Annotated in this window: 17 protein-coding genes; 10 read left to right on the top strand and 7 right to left on the bottom strand. The window is 50.4% G+C overall.

The window, feature by feature from the left end; genetic code table 11:
• Positions 1 to 12: 12 nt before the first annotated feature.
• From AC0YNS_RS08170 to leuC, 4 genes are all read right to left on the bottom strand, one after another.
• Positions 13 to 624 carry a GerMN domain-containing protein gene (locus tag AC0YNS_RS08170; protein ID WP_475780505.1) on the bottom strand — a complete coding sequence of 204 codons (612 nt, stop codon included), beginning with the start codon at positions 622 to 624 and terminating at the stop codon, positions 13 to 15.
• Positions 625 to 634: 10 nt separating this feature from the next.
• On the bottom strand, positions 635 to 2,104 hold the full coding sequence (locus AC0YNS_RS08165) for an N-acetylmuramoyl-L-alanine amidase (protein ID WP_475780504.1): 1,470 nt from the start codon (positions 2,102 to 2,104) through the stop codon (positions 635 to 637).
• A 256-nt stretch (positions 2,105 to 2,360) separates the two neighbouring features.
• The gene (leuD, locus tag AC0YNS_RS08160) at positions 2,361 to 2,954 is read right to left on the bottom strand and encodes a 3-isopropylmalate dehydratase small subunit (RefSeq protein ID WP_475780503.1); all 594 of its coding nucleotides are present in this window, start codon (positions 2,952 to 2,954) and stop codon (positions 2,361 to 2,363) included.
• Between the two features lie 76 nt (positions 2,955 to 3,030).
• Positions 3,031 to 4,452: a 3-isopropylmalate dehydratase large subunit gene (leuC, locus tag AC0YNS_RS08155; RefSeq protein WP_475780502.1), complete on the bottom strand. Its 1,422-nt coding sequence runs from the start codon at positions 4,450 to 4,452 to the stop codon at positions 3,031 to 3,033.
• Between the two features lie 158 nt (positions 4,453 to 4,610).
• On the opposite strand from leuC, the gene AC0YNS_RS08150 reads away from it, so the two are divergent.
• Entirely contained in the window at positions 4,611 to 5,501 is an 891-nt protein-coding gene (locus AC0YNS_RS08150; RefSeq protein ID WP_475780501.1) for a LysR family transcriptional regulator, read from the top strand.
• Here the strand turns inward: AC0YNS_RS08150 and AC0YNS_RS08145 are convergent.
• Positions 5,490 to 6,287, bottom strand: coding sequence for a carbon-nitrogen family hydrolase (locus tag AC0YNS_RS08145; protein ID WP_475780500.1), 798 nt, complete (start codon positions 6,285 to 6,287; stop codon positions 5,490 to 5,492). The genes AC0YNS_RS08150 and AC0YNS_RS08145 overlap by 12 nt on opposite strands.
• 114 nt (positions 6,288 to 6,401) lie before the next feature.
• Between AC0YNS_RS08145 and AC0YNS_RS08140 the strand changes: the two genes are divergently transcribed.
• From AC0YNS_RS08140 to mtnB, 8 genes are all read left to right on the top strand, one after another.
• Positions 6,402 to 6,848: a hypothetical protein gene (locus AC0YNS_RS08140; protein ID WP_475780499.1), complete on the top strand. Its 447-nt coding sequence runs from the start codon at positions 6,402 to 6,404 to the stop codon at positions 6,846 to 6,848.
• Between the two features lie 118 nt (positions 6,849 to 6,966).
• Positions 6,967 to 8,157 (top strand): aminotransferase class I/II-fold pyridoxal phosphate-dependent enzyme, encoded by a 1,191-nt coding sequence (locus AC0YNS_RS08135; RefSeq protein ID WP_475780498.1) that lies wholly within the window; start codon positions 6,967 to 6,969, stop codon positions 8,155 to 8,157.
• A 392-nt stretch (positions 8,158 to 8,549) separates the two neighbouring features.
• The gene (gene proB, locus AC0YNS_RS08130) at positions 8,550 to 9,665 is read left to right on the top strand and encodes a glutamate 5-kinase (protein ID WP_475780497.1); all 1,116 of its coding nucleotides are present in this window, start codon (positions 8,550 to 8,552) and stop codon (positions 9,663 to 9,665) included.
• 30 nt (positions 9,666 to 9,695) lie between these two features.
• A complete protein-coding gene (locus tag AC0YNS_RS08125) occupies positions 9,696 to 10,943 on the top strand; it encodes a glutamate-5-semialdehyde dehydrogenase (RefSeq protein ID WP_475780496.1) in 1,248 nt (415 codons plus the stop codon).
• 19 nt (positions 10,944 to 10,962) lie between these two features.
• Complete coding sequence (gene proC / locus AC0YNS_RS08120) at positions 10,963 to 11,844, top strand: pyrroline-5-carboxylate reductase (protein ID WP_475780495.1); 882 nt, start codon at positions 10,963 to 10,965, stop codon at positions 11,842 to 11,844.
• Positions 11,841 to 13,070 (top strand): 2,3-diketo-5-methylthiopentyl-1-phosphate enolase, encoded by a 1,230-nt coding sequence (locus tag AC0YNS_RS08115; protein WP_475780494.1) that lies wholly within the window; start codon positions 11,841 to 11,843, stop codon positions 13,068 to 13,070. Before proC ends, AC0YNS_RS08115 begins: the two co-directional genes overlap by 4 nt.
• Positions 13,070 to 13,762: a 2-hydroxy-3-keto-5-methylthiopentenyl-1-phosphate phosphatase gene (locus AC0YNS_RS08110; protein ID WP_475780493.1), complete on the top strand. Its 693-nt coding sequence runs from the start codon at positions 13,070 to 13,072 to the stop codon at positions 13,760 to 13,762. Before AC0YNS_RS08115 ends, AC0YNS_RS08110 begins: the two co-directional genes overlap by 1 nt.
• Before the next feature lie 2 nt (positions 13,763 to 13,764).
• A complete protein-coding gene (gene mtnB, locus AC0YNS_RS08105; protein WP_475780492.1) occupies positions 13,765 to 14,415 on the top strand; it encodes a methylthioribulose 1-phosphate dehydratase in 651 nt (216 codons plus the stop codon).
• Positions 14,416 to 14,468: 53 nt separating this feature from the next.
• Here mtnB and AC0YNS_RS08100 read toward each other — a convergent pair whose 3' ends face one another.
• Entirely contained in the window at positions 14,469 to 15,779 is a 1,311-nt protein-coding gene (locus tag AC0YNS_RS08100; protein ID WP_475780491.1) for a DUF2515 family protein, read from the bottom strand.
• Between the two features lie 147 nt (positions 15,780 to 15,926).
• Between AC0YNS_RS08100 and AC0YNS_RS08095 the strand changes: the two genes are divergently transcribed.
• A complete protein-coding gene (locus tag AC0YNS_RS08095; RefSeq protein WP_475780490.1) occupies positions 15,927 to 16,595 on the top strand; it encodes an SOS response-associated peptidase in 669 nt (222 codons plus the stop codon).
• A gap of 41 nt (positions 16,596 to 16,636) precedes the next feature.
• On the opposite strand, the gene AC0YNS_RS08090 is transcribed toward AC0YNS_RS08095, so the two are convergent.
• A complete protein-coding gene (locus AC0YNS_RS08090; RefSeq protein WP_475780489.1) occupies positions 16,637 to 16,924 on the bottom strand; it encodes a stage VI sporulation protein F in 288 nt (95 codons plus the stop codon).
• Positions 16,925 to 16,961 lie beyond the last annotated feature (37 nt).

The following is a 16,961-nucleotide window of genomic DNA, read 5'->3' as shown; positions in this document are numbered from 1 at the left end:
GTGAGCTCCTCCTTATGGTTTAGTAATGGGATGGTCGATTTCTTCATGGCCCATTAAACTATCGACTGCTTCACCATCAACCAATAGATCGATGGACGTAACATCCTGCAGCTGGAAATAGGTGCGTGTCAGTGCTTGAATAGCAAGCATTTCGCCTGGCGCGCCTAATCTAGCTTCATCAGGCAAATGAAGGTCAAGCGTGACGGCTCCTCCGTCTTGTTTCGCGCTCAGCAGCTCGGCATGTTTCCATAACGACGCTTCGCCCTTTACTCCATCCTTCTGGAGTGCAGTAAACATCACTTTCAACTTGTCCTTCGGATCCGCATACTCGATATCCGACTTCTGCTCATGGAGCTCCATCATTTCGTCGTCCGTATAGAAAACGGCTATCTGCTCTTTAACAAGTGCAGGTTCATCCGGCTGAGCTGGCTCCGTTTGAACATTATTAGTTTCCTGTTCCTGATCTTGTTCATTCGAAGTATTGTTAGTTCCATCTGCCGGCTGTTCTTGAACCGCTCCGCCTTGCGTCAGCGGTTCTGCACGATTGCCGCAAGCGCTAAGCGGTACGATAAGTGCGGCTGCAACGATTACCGATAATAATGAAGTAGTAATATGACGTTTCATCGGCATTCTCCTAGCTTAGTTTTAAATATTCTTTAATGCCCGCTACGATTTCCGCAGCAATCTTGTTCTGTTTCGCATCATTGAAGAGTACGGAAGTGTCTCCACTGTTAGAGAGATAACCCGCTTCCAGCAATACGGCTGGCATCGTCGTCTTCTTAATTACTCTGAAATCCGCTTGTCTTACGCCACGATCCTTGAAGCCTGTCCCTTGAACCAGATACTTGTGCAAGACCTTCGCCAAAGCGATACTGTCCCCGCGTGAGTAATACGTCTCTGAGCCCGAAACCGTTGCACTTTCCGTCTTGTTTGCATGGAACGAGATAAACAGGTCAGCTTTTAGATTGTTTGCAAAAGCAGCGCGATCATCAAGCTCCACGAAAGTATCGTTGGAACGTGTAAGATACGGCTTGATCTTCGCTTCTTGATCAAGAAGCGCTTTTACCTTTAACGTAATGGCAAGGTTGTATTCCTTCTCCTGCCGTCCGTTCACGCTAAGCGCACCGGGATCTTTCGCGCCGTGACCTGCATCGAGCACTACTTTATAAACCTTATCCCCCGGCGTTACCGGCGGAGTAACAGGCGGTGGACCGGTTTGCTCCAAAACATCAATACGAATGGATTGATCTTCTTTGACGGTCTGGACATTGGTAGGCGCTAGTAGGTCCAGAACCACCCTAACCGTATCCGGCTTGTCCGAATAATAGGAGTACCGCACCTTCTGAAGTGTCGGATGCGAATCGATCAATAATTCGCCAAGCTTTGTGGAACTGTTCAGCTGCGTGAAGGCAGGCGTAAAAGCAGAATTAAAGTTCATATAAGGCAGGTCGATGACAACACGCTCTGGGTTATGCAGCACCTCTGTTTTGACATCTTTGAAATCGCCTTCATAGGATAGGTAAATACTGCCTAAACCATTATACTCGATTGATTTGAGACTTGCAGAAGTATCTGACGGTGGATCTACGACCGGCCCTTCACCGTTTCCTGGATCCGTTCCCGGGTCCGGCGTTTCGGTTGGCGGATCTACGACCGGTGGCGTTACAACCGGCGGAGTCACTACGGTTTGCTGAAAGAGATGTACAGAGCGGGATGGCTTGTCCCAATATACACTTAACCCGAATTGCTCACTGATAAAACGCAGCGGCACCAACGTAGAGCCGTCTGTATTGAGAGCTGGCGCGTCTAGAGAGACTTCCCGGTCGTTCACTATGGCATTCTTACCGCCAATTGTCAGAACCATGTTTGTTTCGCCGTTGGAGATGGTTACATTCGGCTTCTCCCATGCCACATCAAAACCAAGCCCTTCCGTCACCGTTCGAATTGGAACGAGTGTCGAATCGCCAACAATGCGGGGCTCAGCAGCACTTTGAAGCTGTTTTCCATTCAGATAAAGCTTTGGTGCTTCCGCTGCTCCCACGAGACTGGGGAACAAAGAGATCAAGAGCGACAACAGCAACACAGCGGACACAAACTTCTTCATCCTTCACCTCTAAAACGATTTATTTCGTCTCTCAGCAGCCTTAATTCGACGATAACTGTAGACAATGATTAGACGCAGTTTGTCAGAAAAAGTTGCGTATTCAGGAAAAATGTAACTATCTAGTATGAAGTAGATAATATTCACCGCTGAGAGTTCCATTTCCCGGCTCTCAGCCCCGCGCTGACAGCGAAATCGACCTACAACAAAAAAAAGCCGCCCTAATCATCAAACGATGATTGGGGCGGCCATGTTTAATTTAAAATGCGACGCGGCTTGCTTCGTACGCGGAGATTTTGTCTTCGTGCTGAAGCGTAAGGCCGATATCATCAAGCCCTTGAAGCAGGAATTGGCGGCGGTGCTCATCGAGGTCGAAGTCGATGTGCAGTCCGGCATCATCTGTCAACGTCTTGTTTTCCAAGTCAACATTCAGCTTGTAGCCTTCCGTCTTCGTCGTGCGTTGGAACAAGTCTTCAACTTGCTCTTCACTCAAACGGATTGGAAGAATGCCGTTCTTGAAGCAGTTGTTATAGAAGATATCTGCGAACGAAGGCGCGATAACGACTTTAAAGCCATAATCGAGAATCGCCCAAGGCGCATGCTCACGGGATGAGCCGCAGCCAAAGTTAGCGCGGGAAATCAGAACTTCCGAACCTTGGTAACGAGGTTGGTTAAGGCTGAACGTATCAATTACGTTACCTTGCTCATCCCAGCGCCATTCGAAGAACAAGAACTGGCCGAAACCGCTGCGCTCAATGCGCTTCAGAAATTGTTTAGGAATGATTGCATCTGTATCTACGTTAACACGATCTACCGGGGCAACAAGACCCGTTAGCTGTTTAAATTCTTCCATGATCGTTAACTCCTCTCGTCTCTCTTGCTAATGCAATCGATATCCCCATATTTTGGGCGATTCAATTGCAGTGTTACTAGTTCAATACTTCGGATTTGATTTTCCAGTCACGAACGTCTGTGAATTTACCCATGATCGCAGCAGCTGCGGCCATTGCCGGGGAAACCAAGTGTGTACGTCCGCCGCGGCCTTGACGGCCTTCGAAGTTACGGTTGGATGTCGATGCGCAGCGTTGACCCGGTTGCAGAACGTCTGGGTTCATCGCAAGACACATGGAGCAGCCTGCGTCACGCCATTCGAAGCCTGCTTCAGTGAAGATCACATCAAGGCCTTCTTTCTCAGCCTGGATCTTAACGCGGCCCGAACCCGGAACAACAATCGCTGTAACGCGGTCGCTTACTTTATAGCCTTTGGCAATTTCAGCAGCGGCGCGCAAATCTTCGATCCGACCATTGGTGCAAGAACCGATAAAGACGTAGTCGATGTCGATCTCACTCATTGGCGTACCAGGAGTAAGTCCCATATATTCAAGTGCTTTCTCAGCTGCTTTACGCTCGTTCTCAGTTGGAAGCTCGGCAGGTACCGGTACGTTCTTCGTAATGTCAGTACCCATACCCGGGCTTGTACCCCAAGTTACTTGCGGGATCAAGGAATCTACGTCGAATTCAAGAACGGTATCGAACTCAGCGCCTTCATCTGTCGCAAGCTCAGCCCAAACTGCAATTGCACGATCAAACGCTTCGCCTTGCGGTGCGTATTCACGGCCGCGCAGGTAATTGAAAGTAGTTTCGTCAGGAGCGATCAAGCCAGCGCGCGCGCCTGCTTCGATGGACATGTTACAAACCGTCATACGCTCTTCCATGGACAGGGTACGGATAGCTTCGCCCGTGAACTCCATTACATAACCGGTACCGAAATCCGTACCGTATTTGGCAATAACGCCAAGAATCATATCTTTAGCGGTTACGCCGGGTTTGCGGCTGCCTGTGTAACGAATTTCCATTGTTTTGGCTTTGGATTGCTGCAAGCACTGCGTTGCAAGAACATGCTCAACCTCGGAAGTACCGATACCGAAAGCAAGAGCTCCGAAAGCGCCGTGCGTGGAAGTATGGCTGTCGCCGCAAACGATTGTTTTACCGGGATGCGTCAGGCCAAGCTCTGGTCCCATAACGTGAACGACACCTTGGTCGATGCTGTCGAGGTCGAACAAGGTAACGCCGAAGTCCTTACAGTTCTGAGTCAGTGTATCAATTTGCTGCTTCGAAATTGGATCCGTAATGTTGAAACGATCTTTCGTTGGTACGTTGTGGTCCATCGTTGCGAAAGTAAGGTCCGGACGGCGTACTTTACGACCTGACATACGAAGGCCTTCAAACGCTTGCGGAGAAGTTACTTCATGGACAAGCTGCAAATCGATATAGATTACGCTCGGTTTACCTGCATCCGAATGAATGACGTGATTATCCCAAATTTTCTCAAACATCGTTCTTTTCGTCATTATATTCACCTCATAAGTTCATTTGCTCGTAGCAATAATTCAATGTAGCCATCATAACATTTCTTTCTTCATTGATCTAAGATATAATATCTATAACAGCAATAGGTACGGCCTATGAAGATAAATCATGTAAAAACTTGGTTCTGGAGTGGTCAATCATGGAATTTCGCCAGCTGCAATACGTCATCCAAATTGCCAAAGAGAAGAATTTCTCGCGCGCAGCGGAGAAACTGCATATAGCTCAACCGTCGCTCAGCCAGCAGCTGTCGAAGCTGGAGAAGGAAATCGGCGTGCTCTTATTCCGCCGAACCACAAACTCCGTTGAGCTTACGCATGCAGGCGCGGTATTTGTTGATAAAGCGCAAAATATTTTGGACAATATCGAACAATTGAAACAGGAACTCGACGACCTTGCTCATATGCGCAAAGGAAAGCTCGTTGTGGGCAGTTTATCCATTACCGGCTCTCACGTCCTGCCAACCGTGCTGCCTATCTTCAATAAAAGGTATCCCGAAATCGAAGTTGTCCTTGTCGAAGATACACCATCCAAGCTGGAGCAATTAACCGCAAGCGGCCAAACCGACCTCAGCTTACTTGCACTGCCTCTATTCGAGCCGTCACTGGAGTGGGTTCCAATTATAGAAGAGGAAATCGTGCTCGCAGTTCCGCCTGATCATCCTCTTGCAAAGATTAATGAACCGATTCACATCGAAAACTTAAGTGCCGAACCTTTTATCGTATTGAAGAAAGGCCAGGGCTTCCGGCAAAATGTAATGGAGCTGTGCGAACAAGCAGGCTTCGAGCCGCGCATCGTATTTGAGAGTACGAATATCGAAACCATCCAATCTCTCGTTGCCGCTGGAATGGGAATCACATTCGTGCCAAAGATGCTGATAAGGGATAGAGACGATGAGCGAACGCCTGTCTATTTGCCGCTTTCTGCTCCCACACCGATCCGTACACTCGTCATTGCAAGCCGTAAAGGCCGCTATCTGTCGAGAGCGGCCGAGGCTTTTATTGAAACGATGAAAGCTACATTAATAAAGTGAAGGACGGCGGTCTTCGAATACCGGAATCTTGGCGCGGACGGCGTCTACGAGGTCCAGATCGATTTCCGCTCTCATGATGACTTCGTCTTCTCCAGCTTCTGCCACAATTTCGCCCCATGGATCAATGATTAAGGAATGCCCGAAGAATGAACTCGTTCCGCTCGTTCCACAGCGATTGCATGCGATAACAAACATTTGATTCTCGATGGCTCTGGCTGTTAACAGGGTCCGCCAATGATGCAATCTCGGGTTAGGCCACTGGGCCGGAACGAACAAGACTTTAGCACCGCCAAGCGCTAGCTTGCGCGCGAGCTCCGGGAACCGGATGTCGTAGCAAATCATCATGCCTGCTTCCGAACCTGCCACTTCGAGCGTTCCGAGCTTCTCCCCTGCTTTCAGATGCTTTTCTTCATCCATGAGACGGAACAAATGAATTTTGGAATAGTCCGATACTACTTCACCGTTCTCATTGAACGCATAGATCGTATTATAAACGCCGCCATCACGTTTCTCCGCAATGGAACCTCCAATAATTTGAACTTGGTGTTCGCGGGCAAAAGCTGACAGAAGCGCCTTTGTGCGCTCTCCATCTTGATCCGCAATCTGTTCGATCTGCTCAAGTGCGTAACCGGTATTCCACATCTCCGGGAACATGATCAAGTCAGGCTTAACCGGGCCTTGAACGGCTTCGTTCAGCCTTTCCTCCAGCCTTGCAAAATTCGCCTCGGGATATCCCGCATCAACGTGCATTTGCACGATCGCAAGCTTTAATTTCCTCTCACTCATTCGATTGCCTCCTGAATTGCTCAGTTTTACCTAATCATATCGTCTCATGCTTCGCTGTCAAGATGGGCACCGTAAGGAGGAAACCATCCTGTACCGATTAAGGAGACTGCGTAAATGAGAAGATGGAGTACAAAAATTGTATCTGCCCTTGCACTGCTTTTGTTTCTGGTTCTTCCTGCTGTCGTCAGCGCCGGGGCACTGGATGACCACGATACCACGCAGCGGCCAGTGCAGGCTTTCGATGTCGTTGCGGGCAAGGTTGTGAAGAGCGTCCCGAACAATGCCGAGTTTCAAGGTTACGCGAAGTCATGGCTGAATTCCGTTACCGGCATGTCGCCAAGACTGCAGGCAGAAGACAAATGCGGTTATGTGTTCCGTATCCCGCTTGATCAACCGACTGCTGTGAAAGCAGGAGCACTGCAGGTCATGACACAGGATGTGTTCCTGTTCTATTGTCCGAAGAAACCGCAGCTGCTGCTTATTTTCGACGAGAACCGCAAGCCGTATCTGCTTCAATTCAAAGCCAATATCAAACCATTCCTCAAAGCGATGGATCTGTAAGAGGTTTGCCCAGCAACACGCAAGGTTCACTCCACCTCGCCGTTAAGAAACCAGGCGCTCGACACTCATTCCAACATTATGCTACATTTAGGGTTAGATTAACGGTGGAGTGATAACTATGGATGGAATAAAAACAGTTCAAATCAATCCGGCAGACCGGATGACCGGTTTGCCGGCACAATTCTTTGCCGGACTTGTCCGCAAAGCCAACGCGCAAGCAGCCAAAGGCCGCGATGTCATCAATTTGGGGCAGGGCAATCCGGATCAGCCTACACCGCCTCATATCGTAGCCGCACTTCAAGAGGCAGCTCCGAACCCGATGTATCATCGTTATCCGCCTTTCAGCGGATATCCTTTTCTCAAACAAGCGGTTGCACAGCGGTATAAAGAAGACTATGGCGTCGACCTCGATCCGGAGAAAGAAGTTGCCATCTTGTTCGGCGGCAAAACAGGTCTGATCGAAATTAGCCAATGTTTGCTGAATCCCGGCGATATCTGCCTCGTGCCTGATCCCGGCTATCCGGATTACTGGTCCGGGGTTGCACTTGCGGGCGGCAAGATGGAATATATGCCGCTGACGGCTGACAATGCTTTTCTACCGGATTACAGTGCGGTATCTCCGGCTATTGCGGATAAAGCGAAACTTATGTTCATCAATTATCCGAACAATCCGACCGGGGCAACAGCTGATCCGGAATTTTACAAACAAACCGTGGAATTCGCTGCCAAACATGGCATCGTCGTTGCGAGTGATTTTGCTTATGGCGCAATTGGGTTTGACGGCAAACAACCTGTTAGCTTCTTGCAAACACCTGGAGCTAAAGAAGTCGGCGTTGAATTCTATACGCTGTCCAAGACTTACAATATGGCCGGCTGGCGTGTCGGCTTTGCCCTTGGTAATCCCGAAATCATTTCATTGATCAATCTCATTCAAGATCATTACTATTGCAGTTTGTTCGGCGGTATTCAAGCTGCTGCAGCTGCTGCGCTTACCGGCCCGCAGCAATGCGTGACCGATCTTGCTGCTGCTTATGAGAGCAGACGAAACGCCCTATTCGGCGCGATGGACGAGATTGGCTGGAAGGCTGCGAAGCCAAGCGGTTCTTTCTTCTGCTGGCTGCCTGTGCCTAAAGGCTATACCTCCTCTTCCTTCTCTGATCTCGTTTTGGAGAAAGCCGATGTCGTACTCGCGCCGGGAGTCGGGTTCGGCACGCATGGTGATAATTATGTGCGACTTGGACTGCTTGCCTCTGAAGAACGGCTGCAAGAAGCGATTCACCGCATCGGCAAACTGGGTCTGTTCGAATAATCTAATAATATTTTTCACTGCGCCCATAAAGCCCGTCTTTATGGGCTTTTCTTTGCTTTACAGTACCAGGCAGAACATGGTATGATTCTCTTTAATTAAAAACCATTAACGTCTTGATGGGGCCAAGTATGCACTCCGCAATGCGACAGAGAGTAAATTCGTTCGCTGTGAGAATTTACCGTTATTGCTGCAGAAACCTTCCCCGGAACGGCCGGCGATGAGTCGGACAGCGACCTGCTGTTATCAGGTCTAAGAAAGCGGAACGGCATGCCAAACATAGCCGTTAATAAAGGTGGTACCGCGGAAGTTAAACTTTCGTCCTTTGTATATACAAGAATGTATATACAAGGATGAGAGTTTTTTTATTTTCTAGGAAAGGTTTGGGGAGACATATGACAGATACCATTGTAGTCAAAATCGGCAGCAGCTCCTTAACCTCCGATGAAGGCGGCATTAATCGGGAACGAATCGCCTTCTTCGCGCATGAGCTCGCTGCCCTCCATGAAGCAGGCTACCAAGTACTGCTCGTCACCTCCGGTGCCATCGCCGCCGGATTCAAGAAAATCGGCTATCATACCCGTCCGAAGCTCGTCCACGAGAAACAAGCGGCCGCGGCCGTCGGTCAAGCCCTGCTCATGCAAGCGTATCAGGAAGCCTTCGCATCCTACGGCAACAATGGCGGCATTGGCGTTGCTCAAATTCTGCTTACTCGAGCGGATTTCTCCAATCGCAAACGGATTCAGAATGCACTGATGACCATTGAAGAGCTGCTCCACCGGCGCATGCTTCCGATCGTGAACGAGAACGACACCGTAGCAACAGATGAATTGAAGTTCAGCGAGAACGATACGTTATCCGCGCTTGTCGGCAATCTTGTGAAAGCGAAGCGGCTCATTATTTTGACCGATATGGATGGCCTGTATACGGAAGATCCGCGCAAGAACCCGAATGCCGTTCGTTACGATCGTGTCGAGCAAATTTCCGATGACATTCTGCGCGTCGCCGGCGGAGCAGGATCAGCTGTCGGAACCGGCGGGATGCGTTCGAAGATTGAAGCAGCACGTATCGCGATGCGCGGCGGTGTTCCGGTATTTATCGGCCGTGTCGTGGAGCCCGGCGATTTGAATCTCGCCGTATCCGGAATCGGCAAAGGGACGTATTTCGAAACGAGCCAGCACAATCTGACGACAAAGAAACAATGGCTTGGCTTCCATTCCATGCCGCAAGGCCGCATCTTCGTCGATCCCGGTGCAGAACGAGCGTTGCTCGAAGGCGGCAAAAGCCTGCTGCCTGCCGGCATTCGAACCATTGAAGGTGATTTTCATCCCGGCGATGTCGTTGAAGTGTATAATGAACAGCAGCAATCGCTTGGCCGTGGCGTCGTGAACTATGCAGCTTGGCAGGTGCAAGCCGTTGCCGGCTTAAGTACGGAAGAAGTTCGCAGACGTGTTGAAGTAACTCGAATAGAAGTCATCCACCGTGATGAGTGGGTCACACTTAGATCTTAGACGACAGGACTTATGAGGGAGAGAGACCATATGAGCGAAGTACGGGAGAAAGCGGTCCTTGCCAAACAAGCAGCGGGTATTATGAACCGATTAACGACGAATCAGAAGAATGAAGCCCTTCTCGAAATGGCAAATGCCTTGATCCGTCATCAAGATTCAATTATTCAAGCGAACCGAATCGACATTGAACGCGGACGCGCAAACGGAACGAGCGAATCGCTGCTTGACAGACTGACGCTTACATCGGCACGTGTCGAAGATATCGCCGAAGGACTTCGCCAAGTCGTGCAACTGAACGATCCTGTAGGTCTTACTTTGGAATCCTTTGAACGTCCTAACGGACTGCGTGTCGACAAAATCTCTGTTCCGCTCGGCGTTATCGGAATGATCTATGAAGCTCGTCCCAACGTAACGGTCGATGCAGCCGGACTATGCCTTAAGACGGGCAACTCCGTCGTCCTTCGCGGTGGATCTGCTGCGCTGGAATCCAACCGCCGCATCGTCGAAGTGCTGCAGGGCGCTCTTGCCTCCACTTCCATGCCTGCTGAAGCCCTCCAACTGATTGAGGACCCATCGCGTGCATCCGTTGACGAAATGCTGAAGTTAAATGGGCTGCTTGACGTCGTGATCCCTCGCGGCGGCGCATCATTAATTCGAAATGTTGTTGAAAATGCGACTGTTCCCGTCATTGAAACAGGCGCCGGCGTTTGTCATACTTACTTGGACGACAGCGCGAAGCCTGCGATGGCGTCGGATATCGCCTTCAATGCTAAGGTTCAGCGCCCTTCTGTATGCAACTCTATGGAGACGCTGCTCGTCCATGAAGCTTTCGCCGAACGCCATCTTCGTGAACTGGCTGACCGCTTCCTTGCAGCTAATGTCGAGCTCCGCGGTTGTGAACGGACACTTGCCATCGTCCCTGAGGCTAATGCTGTAACCGAATCGGATTATGCAACGGAATATAATGATTACATTATGAATATTCATATCGTTTCCGGCATAGATGAAGCCATGCAGCATATTAGCAAATACGGCACGATGCATTCGGAATGTATCGTCACCGAGAATCAAGAGCACGCTGATCAGTTCTTGCAGCAGATCGATGCGGCTGCGGTCTACCATAACGCTTCCACTCGTTTTACGGATGGCTTCGAATTTGGCTACGGTGCCGAAATCGGCATCAGTACGCAGAAGCTCCATGCCAGAGGACCAATGGGTCTGCCCGCACTGACATCAACCAAATTCCGCATTTACGGCAGCGGACAAATCCGCGGATAGAACAGGAGGATTCACGATCATGACGTTACTTTCATCTTCTAGTGTTTCGATCGCAATCGGATCGCTTAAAATGTGTTTCTATGGTGCAGGCTCCATTGCCGAAGCGATGGTTCGCGGACTGCTTGACCGCGGCCTGACCGAGCCGGGTCAGATCAGCATGATGAATCGGCAAAACGCCGCACGTATGGAAGAGCTCACGTCTAGGTACGGCGTGAATACTTCCTCTCTGGAAGCGGAGAAATCCGTCATGCTGCAGGAAGCAGATATTGTATTTCTTATGATGAAACCGAAGGATGCTGCCGAAGCCATCCTTCAAGTGCGAGATCTTCTGCATCCGGGTCAACTAATCATCTCGGTTATTGCAGGCATGACCATTCGCACGTTGGAAACATTGCTCGGCAAACCGATGCCGATTGTACGTACAATGCCGAATACGTCGAGCACGATCGGACTTGGAGCTACCGGAGTCAGCTTCTCTGCTTCCGTTACGGGCAATCAGCGTGACCTTGCCGAGACGATGTTTCAAGCGGTTGGCTTAACGGCGGTTGTGGAAGAACAACTGCTTGAGGTTGTTACAGGGTTGTCAGGAAGCGGACCTGCCTACGTGTACTACCTAATGGAAGCTATGATTGCAGCAGGCAGCCAGCTTGGCTTAACTGAGGAAGCCGCACGAGAGCTGACTGTTCAAACCGTACTAGGAGCCGCACATATGGTGAAAGCTACTGGGGAGAACCCGGCTGATCTGCGCCGCAAAGTGACCTCTCCTAACGGCACGACACAAGCTGCAATTGAGAAACTAGATGCTAACCATTTCTCGCAAGCGGTCATTAGTGCGATTGCACGTGCTGCGGAGCGTGCTGCGGAAATGGGAGCAGAGATTGAAAGGAAAGCGACATCATGAGTGAGCAAGCCGTATGTATAGCAACTTATCGTTGTTACGATGACAAAGCAGATTTTCATAAGAAAGCACAAGGAATAGCTGTCGGCCTGACGGTCGGAAGCTGGACGGATCTGCCGGAAGCGCGTAAAGCCGAGATGGAGAAACATCTGGGCCGCGTCATCTCCGTAGACGTTCATGAAGGCTCCGCTCCGGGAGAGCGTTATGCCGATCTGCGCATTGCCTATCCGGATGTGAATTTCAGCCGTGACCTCCCTGCCCTGCTCGTTACGGTATTCGGAAAGCTGTCCATGGATGGCAAAATCAAACTGCTTGATCTCGATTTCTCAAGCAGCTTTGTTTCTGCATTTCCCGGACCGAAATTCGGTATCGAAGGTGTACGTAAACTGCTAGGGGCTAACGAGCGTCCACTATTAATGAGTATCTTCAAATCCGTTATCGGTCATGATCTGCCTAACCTGCGTGAGCAGTTCTATCAGCAAGCGCTGGGCGGCGTAGACCTCATCAAGGATGATGAGATCCTATTCGAGAACCCGCTTACGCCTCTGGAGAAACGTGTAGAAGCATGCATGGAAGCTGCACGTGAAGCTGAACAGGTTACCGGCCAGAAACTGCTGTATGCCGTGAACTTGACCGGCCCGACTTCTAAGCTTGCTTCCCAAGCGAAGAAGGCAATCAGCGCAGGCGCGAATGCACTTCTGTTCAACGTGCTCGCGTATGGATACGACGTGTTGCATGAGCTAAGCAGCGATCCGGAAATTTCGGTACCGATTGCGGCTCACCCTGCAATGGCTGGCGCCTTGTACCCTTCCGTGCACTACGGCATCGCCGCACCTTTGCTGCTGGGCAAGCTGATGAGACTAGCCGGAGCGGATCTTGTTCTATTCCCTTCGCCGTACGGCTCTGTCGTCATGCCGCGCGAAGAGAACTTGGCCGTGCAAGCGGCATTGATCGACCCGGCCCTGCCGGTAGCACCAAGCTTCCCAGTCCCTTCTGCGGGCATCCATCCCGGACTGGTCCCGCTTATTCTGCGCGACTTCGGCACCGATGTCGTCGTCAATGCAGGCGGAGGCATCCACGGACATCCGATGGGAACAGCAGCTGGCGGACAAGCGTTCCGCATGGCGATTGAAGCCGCAAGAGCAGGCATCTCACTGCCTGAAGCAGCTGCGAAGCCCGGTAACGAAGCGCTTCAAGCTGCGATTGACAGCTGGGGGTACAAGGAATAATGAGCATGAACAATAACATGTCATCCAGATCCCCGCAGCGCGTTATCTTTTGCGATTTTGACGGCACCATTACAGAGAACGATAACATCGTTGCCATTATCAAACATTTCAATCCGCCTGGCTGGGAAGCGATCGTAAACGACATCGTCGGACAACGCAAGACGATTCGTCAAGGAGTTGGCGAGTTGTTCCAACTGCTGCCTTCCTCGATGAAACGAGAAGTGGTCGACTATGCCATTTCCAACGCTGCCATCCGTGCCGGTTTTGCCGATTTGCTGCAATATTGCAAAGATCACGATATCGAATTCTACGTCACGAGCGGCGGCATCGACTTCTTCGTTTACCCGCTTCTTGCGCAGTTTAACATTCCGGAGAATCACATCTATTGCAACGGCAGTGATTTCTCAGGCGATCAAATCGAGATTACATGGCCTCACCCCTGTGAAGGCGAATGCAAGACAGATTGCGGCATGTGCAAAACAACAATTATTCGCCGCTTCCCTAAAGGTCAATATGAGCGCATTCTTATCGGCGACAGCGTGACGGATTTTGAAGGAGCGAAGCTTGCTGATGTGGTATTCGCCCGCTCGCATTTGACGCAGAAATGCAAAGAGCTCGGACTTTCCTATCACGAGTTCAAGACGTTCCACGACGTCATCGACGTATTGAAATTGCAGGAGGCGACAACTTAACGATGTCATTTGCACAGATCGCATTAGAAGACAAGCAGCGCGTGCTTGCAGAACTAACTGAAGTTAAGAGCCTCTTCGCTTCCCGCGGCTGGTTCCCGGGAACGAGCGGCAATCTTTCGATTCGAGTAGGCGACTACTCGCCGGAGGATTTCAACTTTGCCATTACCGCAAGCGGCAAGGATAAGTCGCTGTCGACACCGGAGGATTTCCTGTTCGTCGATCAAACAGGCAAACCGAGCGAGCCCACTCGACTCAAACCTTCGGCTGAGACGTTGATCCACTGTGAAATCTACCGTCAAACGGGCTGCGGCGCTATTTTCCACATCCATTCCGTCTATAACAGCATCGTCTCCGAGCTCTTCTGGGAGCGTAAATCGATCCCGGTTGACGGTGTTGAGCTTATAAAAGCATTCAATATTTGGGAAGATGATGCCCATATTGATATCCCGATCGTGTCCAACTTCACGCATATCCCGAGCATCGTACCGGAAGTTACGGAACGACTTGATCCACGCATTCCCGGTATCATGCTGCGGAAGCACGGTATTTACGCTTGGGGCGCGAACGCTTTTGAAGCGAAACGCCATCTTGAAGCGTTCGAATTTCTGTTCGAATACGTGTACCGCTGGGAATTGCTGCACCGCAAAGGTTAGTCTTCGCAGCACGATGAAAAAGGCGATAGAGTCAAGCTGCATGCAGCTTAACTCTATCGCCTTTTGTCTGATACCGAGCTCGACTTCAGCTGCTGGGCAGCCAGCACGGCTAACTCGATCTTATTAATCGCGCGACAGTGCTCTTCGGAAATAACAAACACCTCTGGCAACGGCAGCTGTTCGAAGTATCTTTCCACCTCGCTTGTTTCCTGAAACCAATCTTCACGGCTGCCTATCTCTACGGGTACATCCTGCCAGGCTGCAGTCAGCTCCGGACTGGCAAATTTCTTTGCCCTACGCTTCAGTTTACAGCCATCCAGCTTCTCTACGTAACTTCTCGTCGATTGGGATCGCAATTGCTTCGTAAATAAATGCGGCGCATAATCGGCTCTTGAGCCGGTATGATGCACGGCTCGAACGAATGCCAGTACACCGCGATGCACCTCCGGAACGCCATATAGAATGGCATACAATCGCTTCCCGAATTCAATTCTCTCCTTGATGTTGCGGAAATTCTCAATCACCAGCCCCGCAAGTTTCATAGCTCCTTCGTTCGGCGCGCCATAGGGCATAAATACAGCATTGGTTTGGAGTGGCGTCTGCAATAGGAATGCTGGCTTGCGTAAGACATGCTCCTTGAAGTAGGTACTGCGAACAAGAGGAGCTTCAATGACATGCTGCTCATTCACAATTAGTGCCGTGGTCAGAATGGCTGCATCTTTGCGGCGCCAGAACTGCGACCAAACCGGACGCATGAAACCTGACACGCCAAAGGCAGGCAATAACGAGAAGAGCTCACGCCCTTCCTTCCGCGATGCCTCGTAAAGTAACAGCTGAGGATAAGCATCTTGAAAAATCATAGCGTTCGCACGTTCCAGGAGAAGAAATGTCTGCTTGCGATAGGCGCGATCAAGCAGCCGCGGCAGCAGCTCCCCCTGCAAGTCAGTCATATTCCAGCCGCCATTGCGGGAAACCACATGGGCCAGCAGCGCCCAATGCAGCTCAGGACTGCGAAAATAAACCGCGCGGTACGCCTCCGTGCGAGTCACGTTATTCTGATTAGCAATCTCCGTCTCATGGCGAATCCGATGAATCCATGCACGTTCCTGTTCGTTATATAACTCAGATAAGGGCTCAGTAGGCGATTCTGCTCGCTGTTCACCGTGTAACTTCCAACCCACTCGCAGCTCTCGGACCAATTCTTGCTTGAGCTCCATTGGAATTGCGTGCTGAGCCAACTTCGAGGAAGCCTCTTTCGCACGCCGCTTTGCCGCTACATAAGCAACAATGCGTGCAGGCAAACTTCGCAAGCCAAGTATGATACGCTTCATTACAGAATGGTTATTGCTGCTTTGATGCTCCATGCGCTTCGCCACTCCTTTCTTTATGGGGCGACATCCGTTTCTTCTTGTCCACGGGTATACAATTAGTATGGGCTTCTCTACAATCAATTAGCCGCCCGTAGTATACTGAAGAGAATAGGACGAATAGGTGCAGGAGGTTAGCAGACGATGTGTGGACGTTATACCATTACAGTATCTTTGGAAGAGCTAATGTTACGTTATTGGATTTCTTCCACGAATGTGCCTTATCATCAGCCCAAATATAATGTTGCCCCTGGTCAAATGGTATTCGCCATCGTTGGTGACGGCACGCAAAACCGGCTAGGTGAGCTCAAATGGGGGCTTGTCCCTTCCTGGGCAGACAGTCCGAAAGTTGGCAACAAAATGCTCAATGCACGCGCCGAAACGGTCTGGGAGAAACCTGCCTTCAAGCAGCTTATTCGCCGCAAACGCTGCATCATACCGGCCGATGGCTTCTATGAATGGCGACAGGATGAGAAGGACAAGCAGCCGATGCGCATTGTGAAGCGCGACCGCAAGCTCTTTAGTATGGCCGGGTTATATGATACTTGGATTTCCCCGGATGGGATTAAACTGAGTACCTGTACCATTCTGACAACGACGCCTAATGAGCTGATGGCTCCAATCCATAACCGGATGCCGGTTATCCTCCATGAAGAGCATGAAGCGATGTGGCTTGACCGTTCGATGCAAGATCAACAGCAGCTTAATGCGCTGCTCTCCCCGTTTCCATCTGAGCTGCTTGAGGCCTATCCGGTTGGCAAAACAGTCGGCAGTGTTGCGAATGATGATGCGTCGTGTATCGCTCCCATCTGAACGCGCTGGATGAGAGCAAAAAAAATCCGCCGATCCAAGGATCAGCGGAACATAGCCCATAGTTTGATAAGGTGGATCGTGTTTGAAGGATCGATTTTCTGACCAAGTATGAATGCAATCAATTGCTCTTCTTGCTGCTCCGTAAGGGACTCTTGCAAGATGCCGGCTGACGTCTTCACCAGCTTCTTTACTTTCGTGCGATCCTGTAAATCATATTTGGAAACACCATTTAACAGCATCTTCATACGATCCTTCACGACCGGATTCTTCATCTTCAATTTCACACGCTCGACCAACTCAGGCCGGATACCATATTTCGTGTAGCTCATCTTAGGGCTAGCACCTCCGTCGGCTTATTAAAGCCAT

The organism is Paenibacillus sp. J22FR21, assembly GCF_056269135.1.
This window is presented reverse-complemented; position numbering and strand designations above follow the sequence as displayed.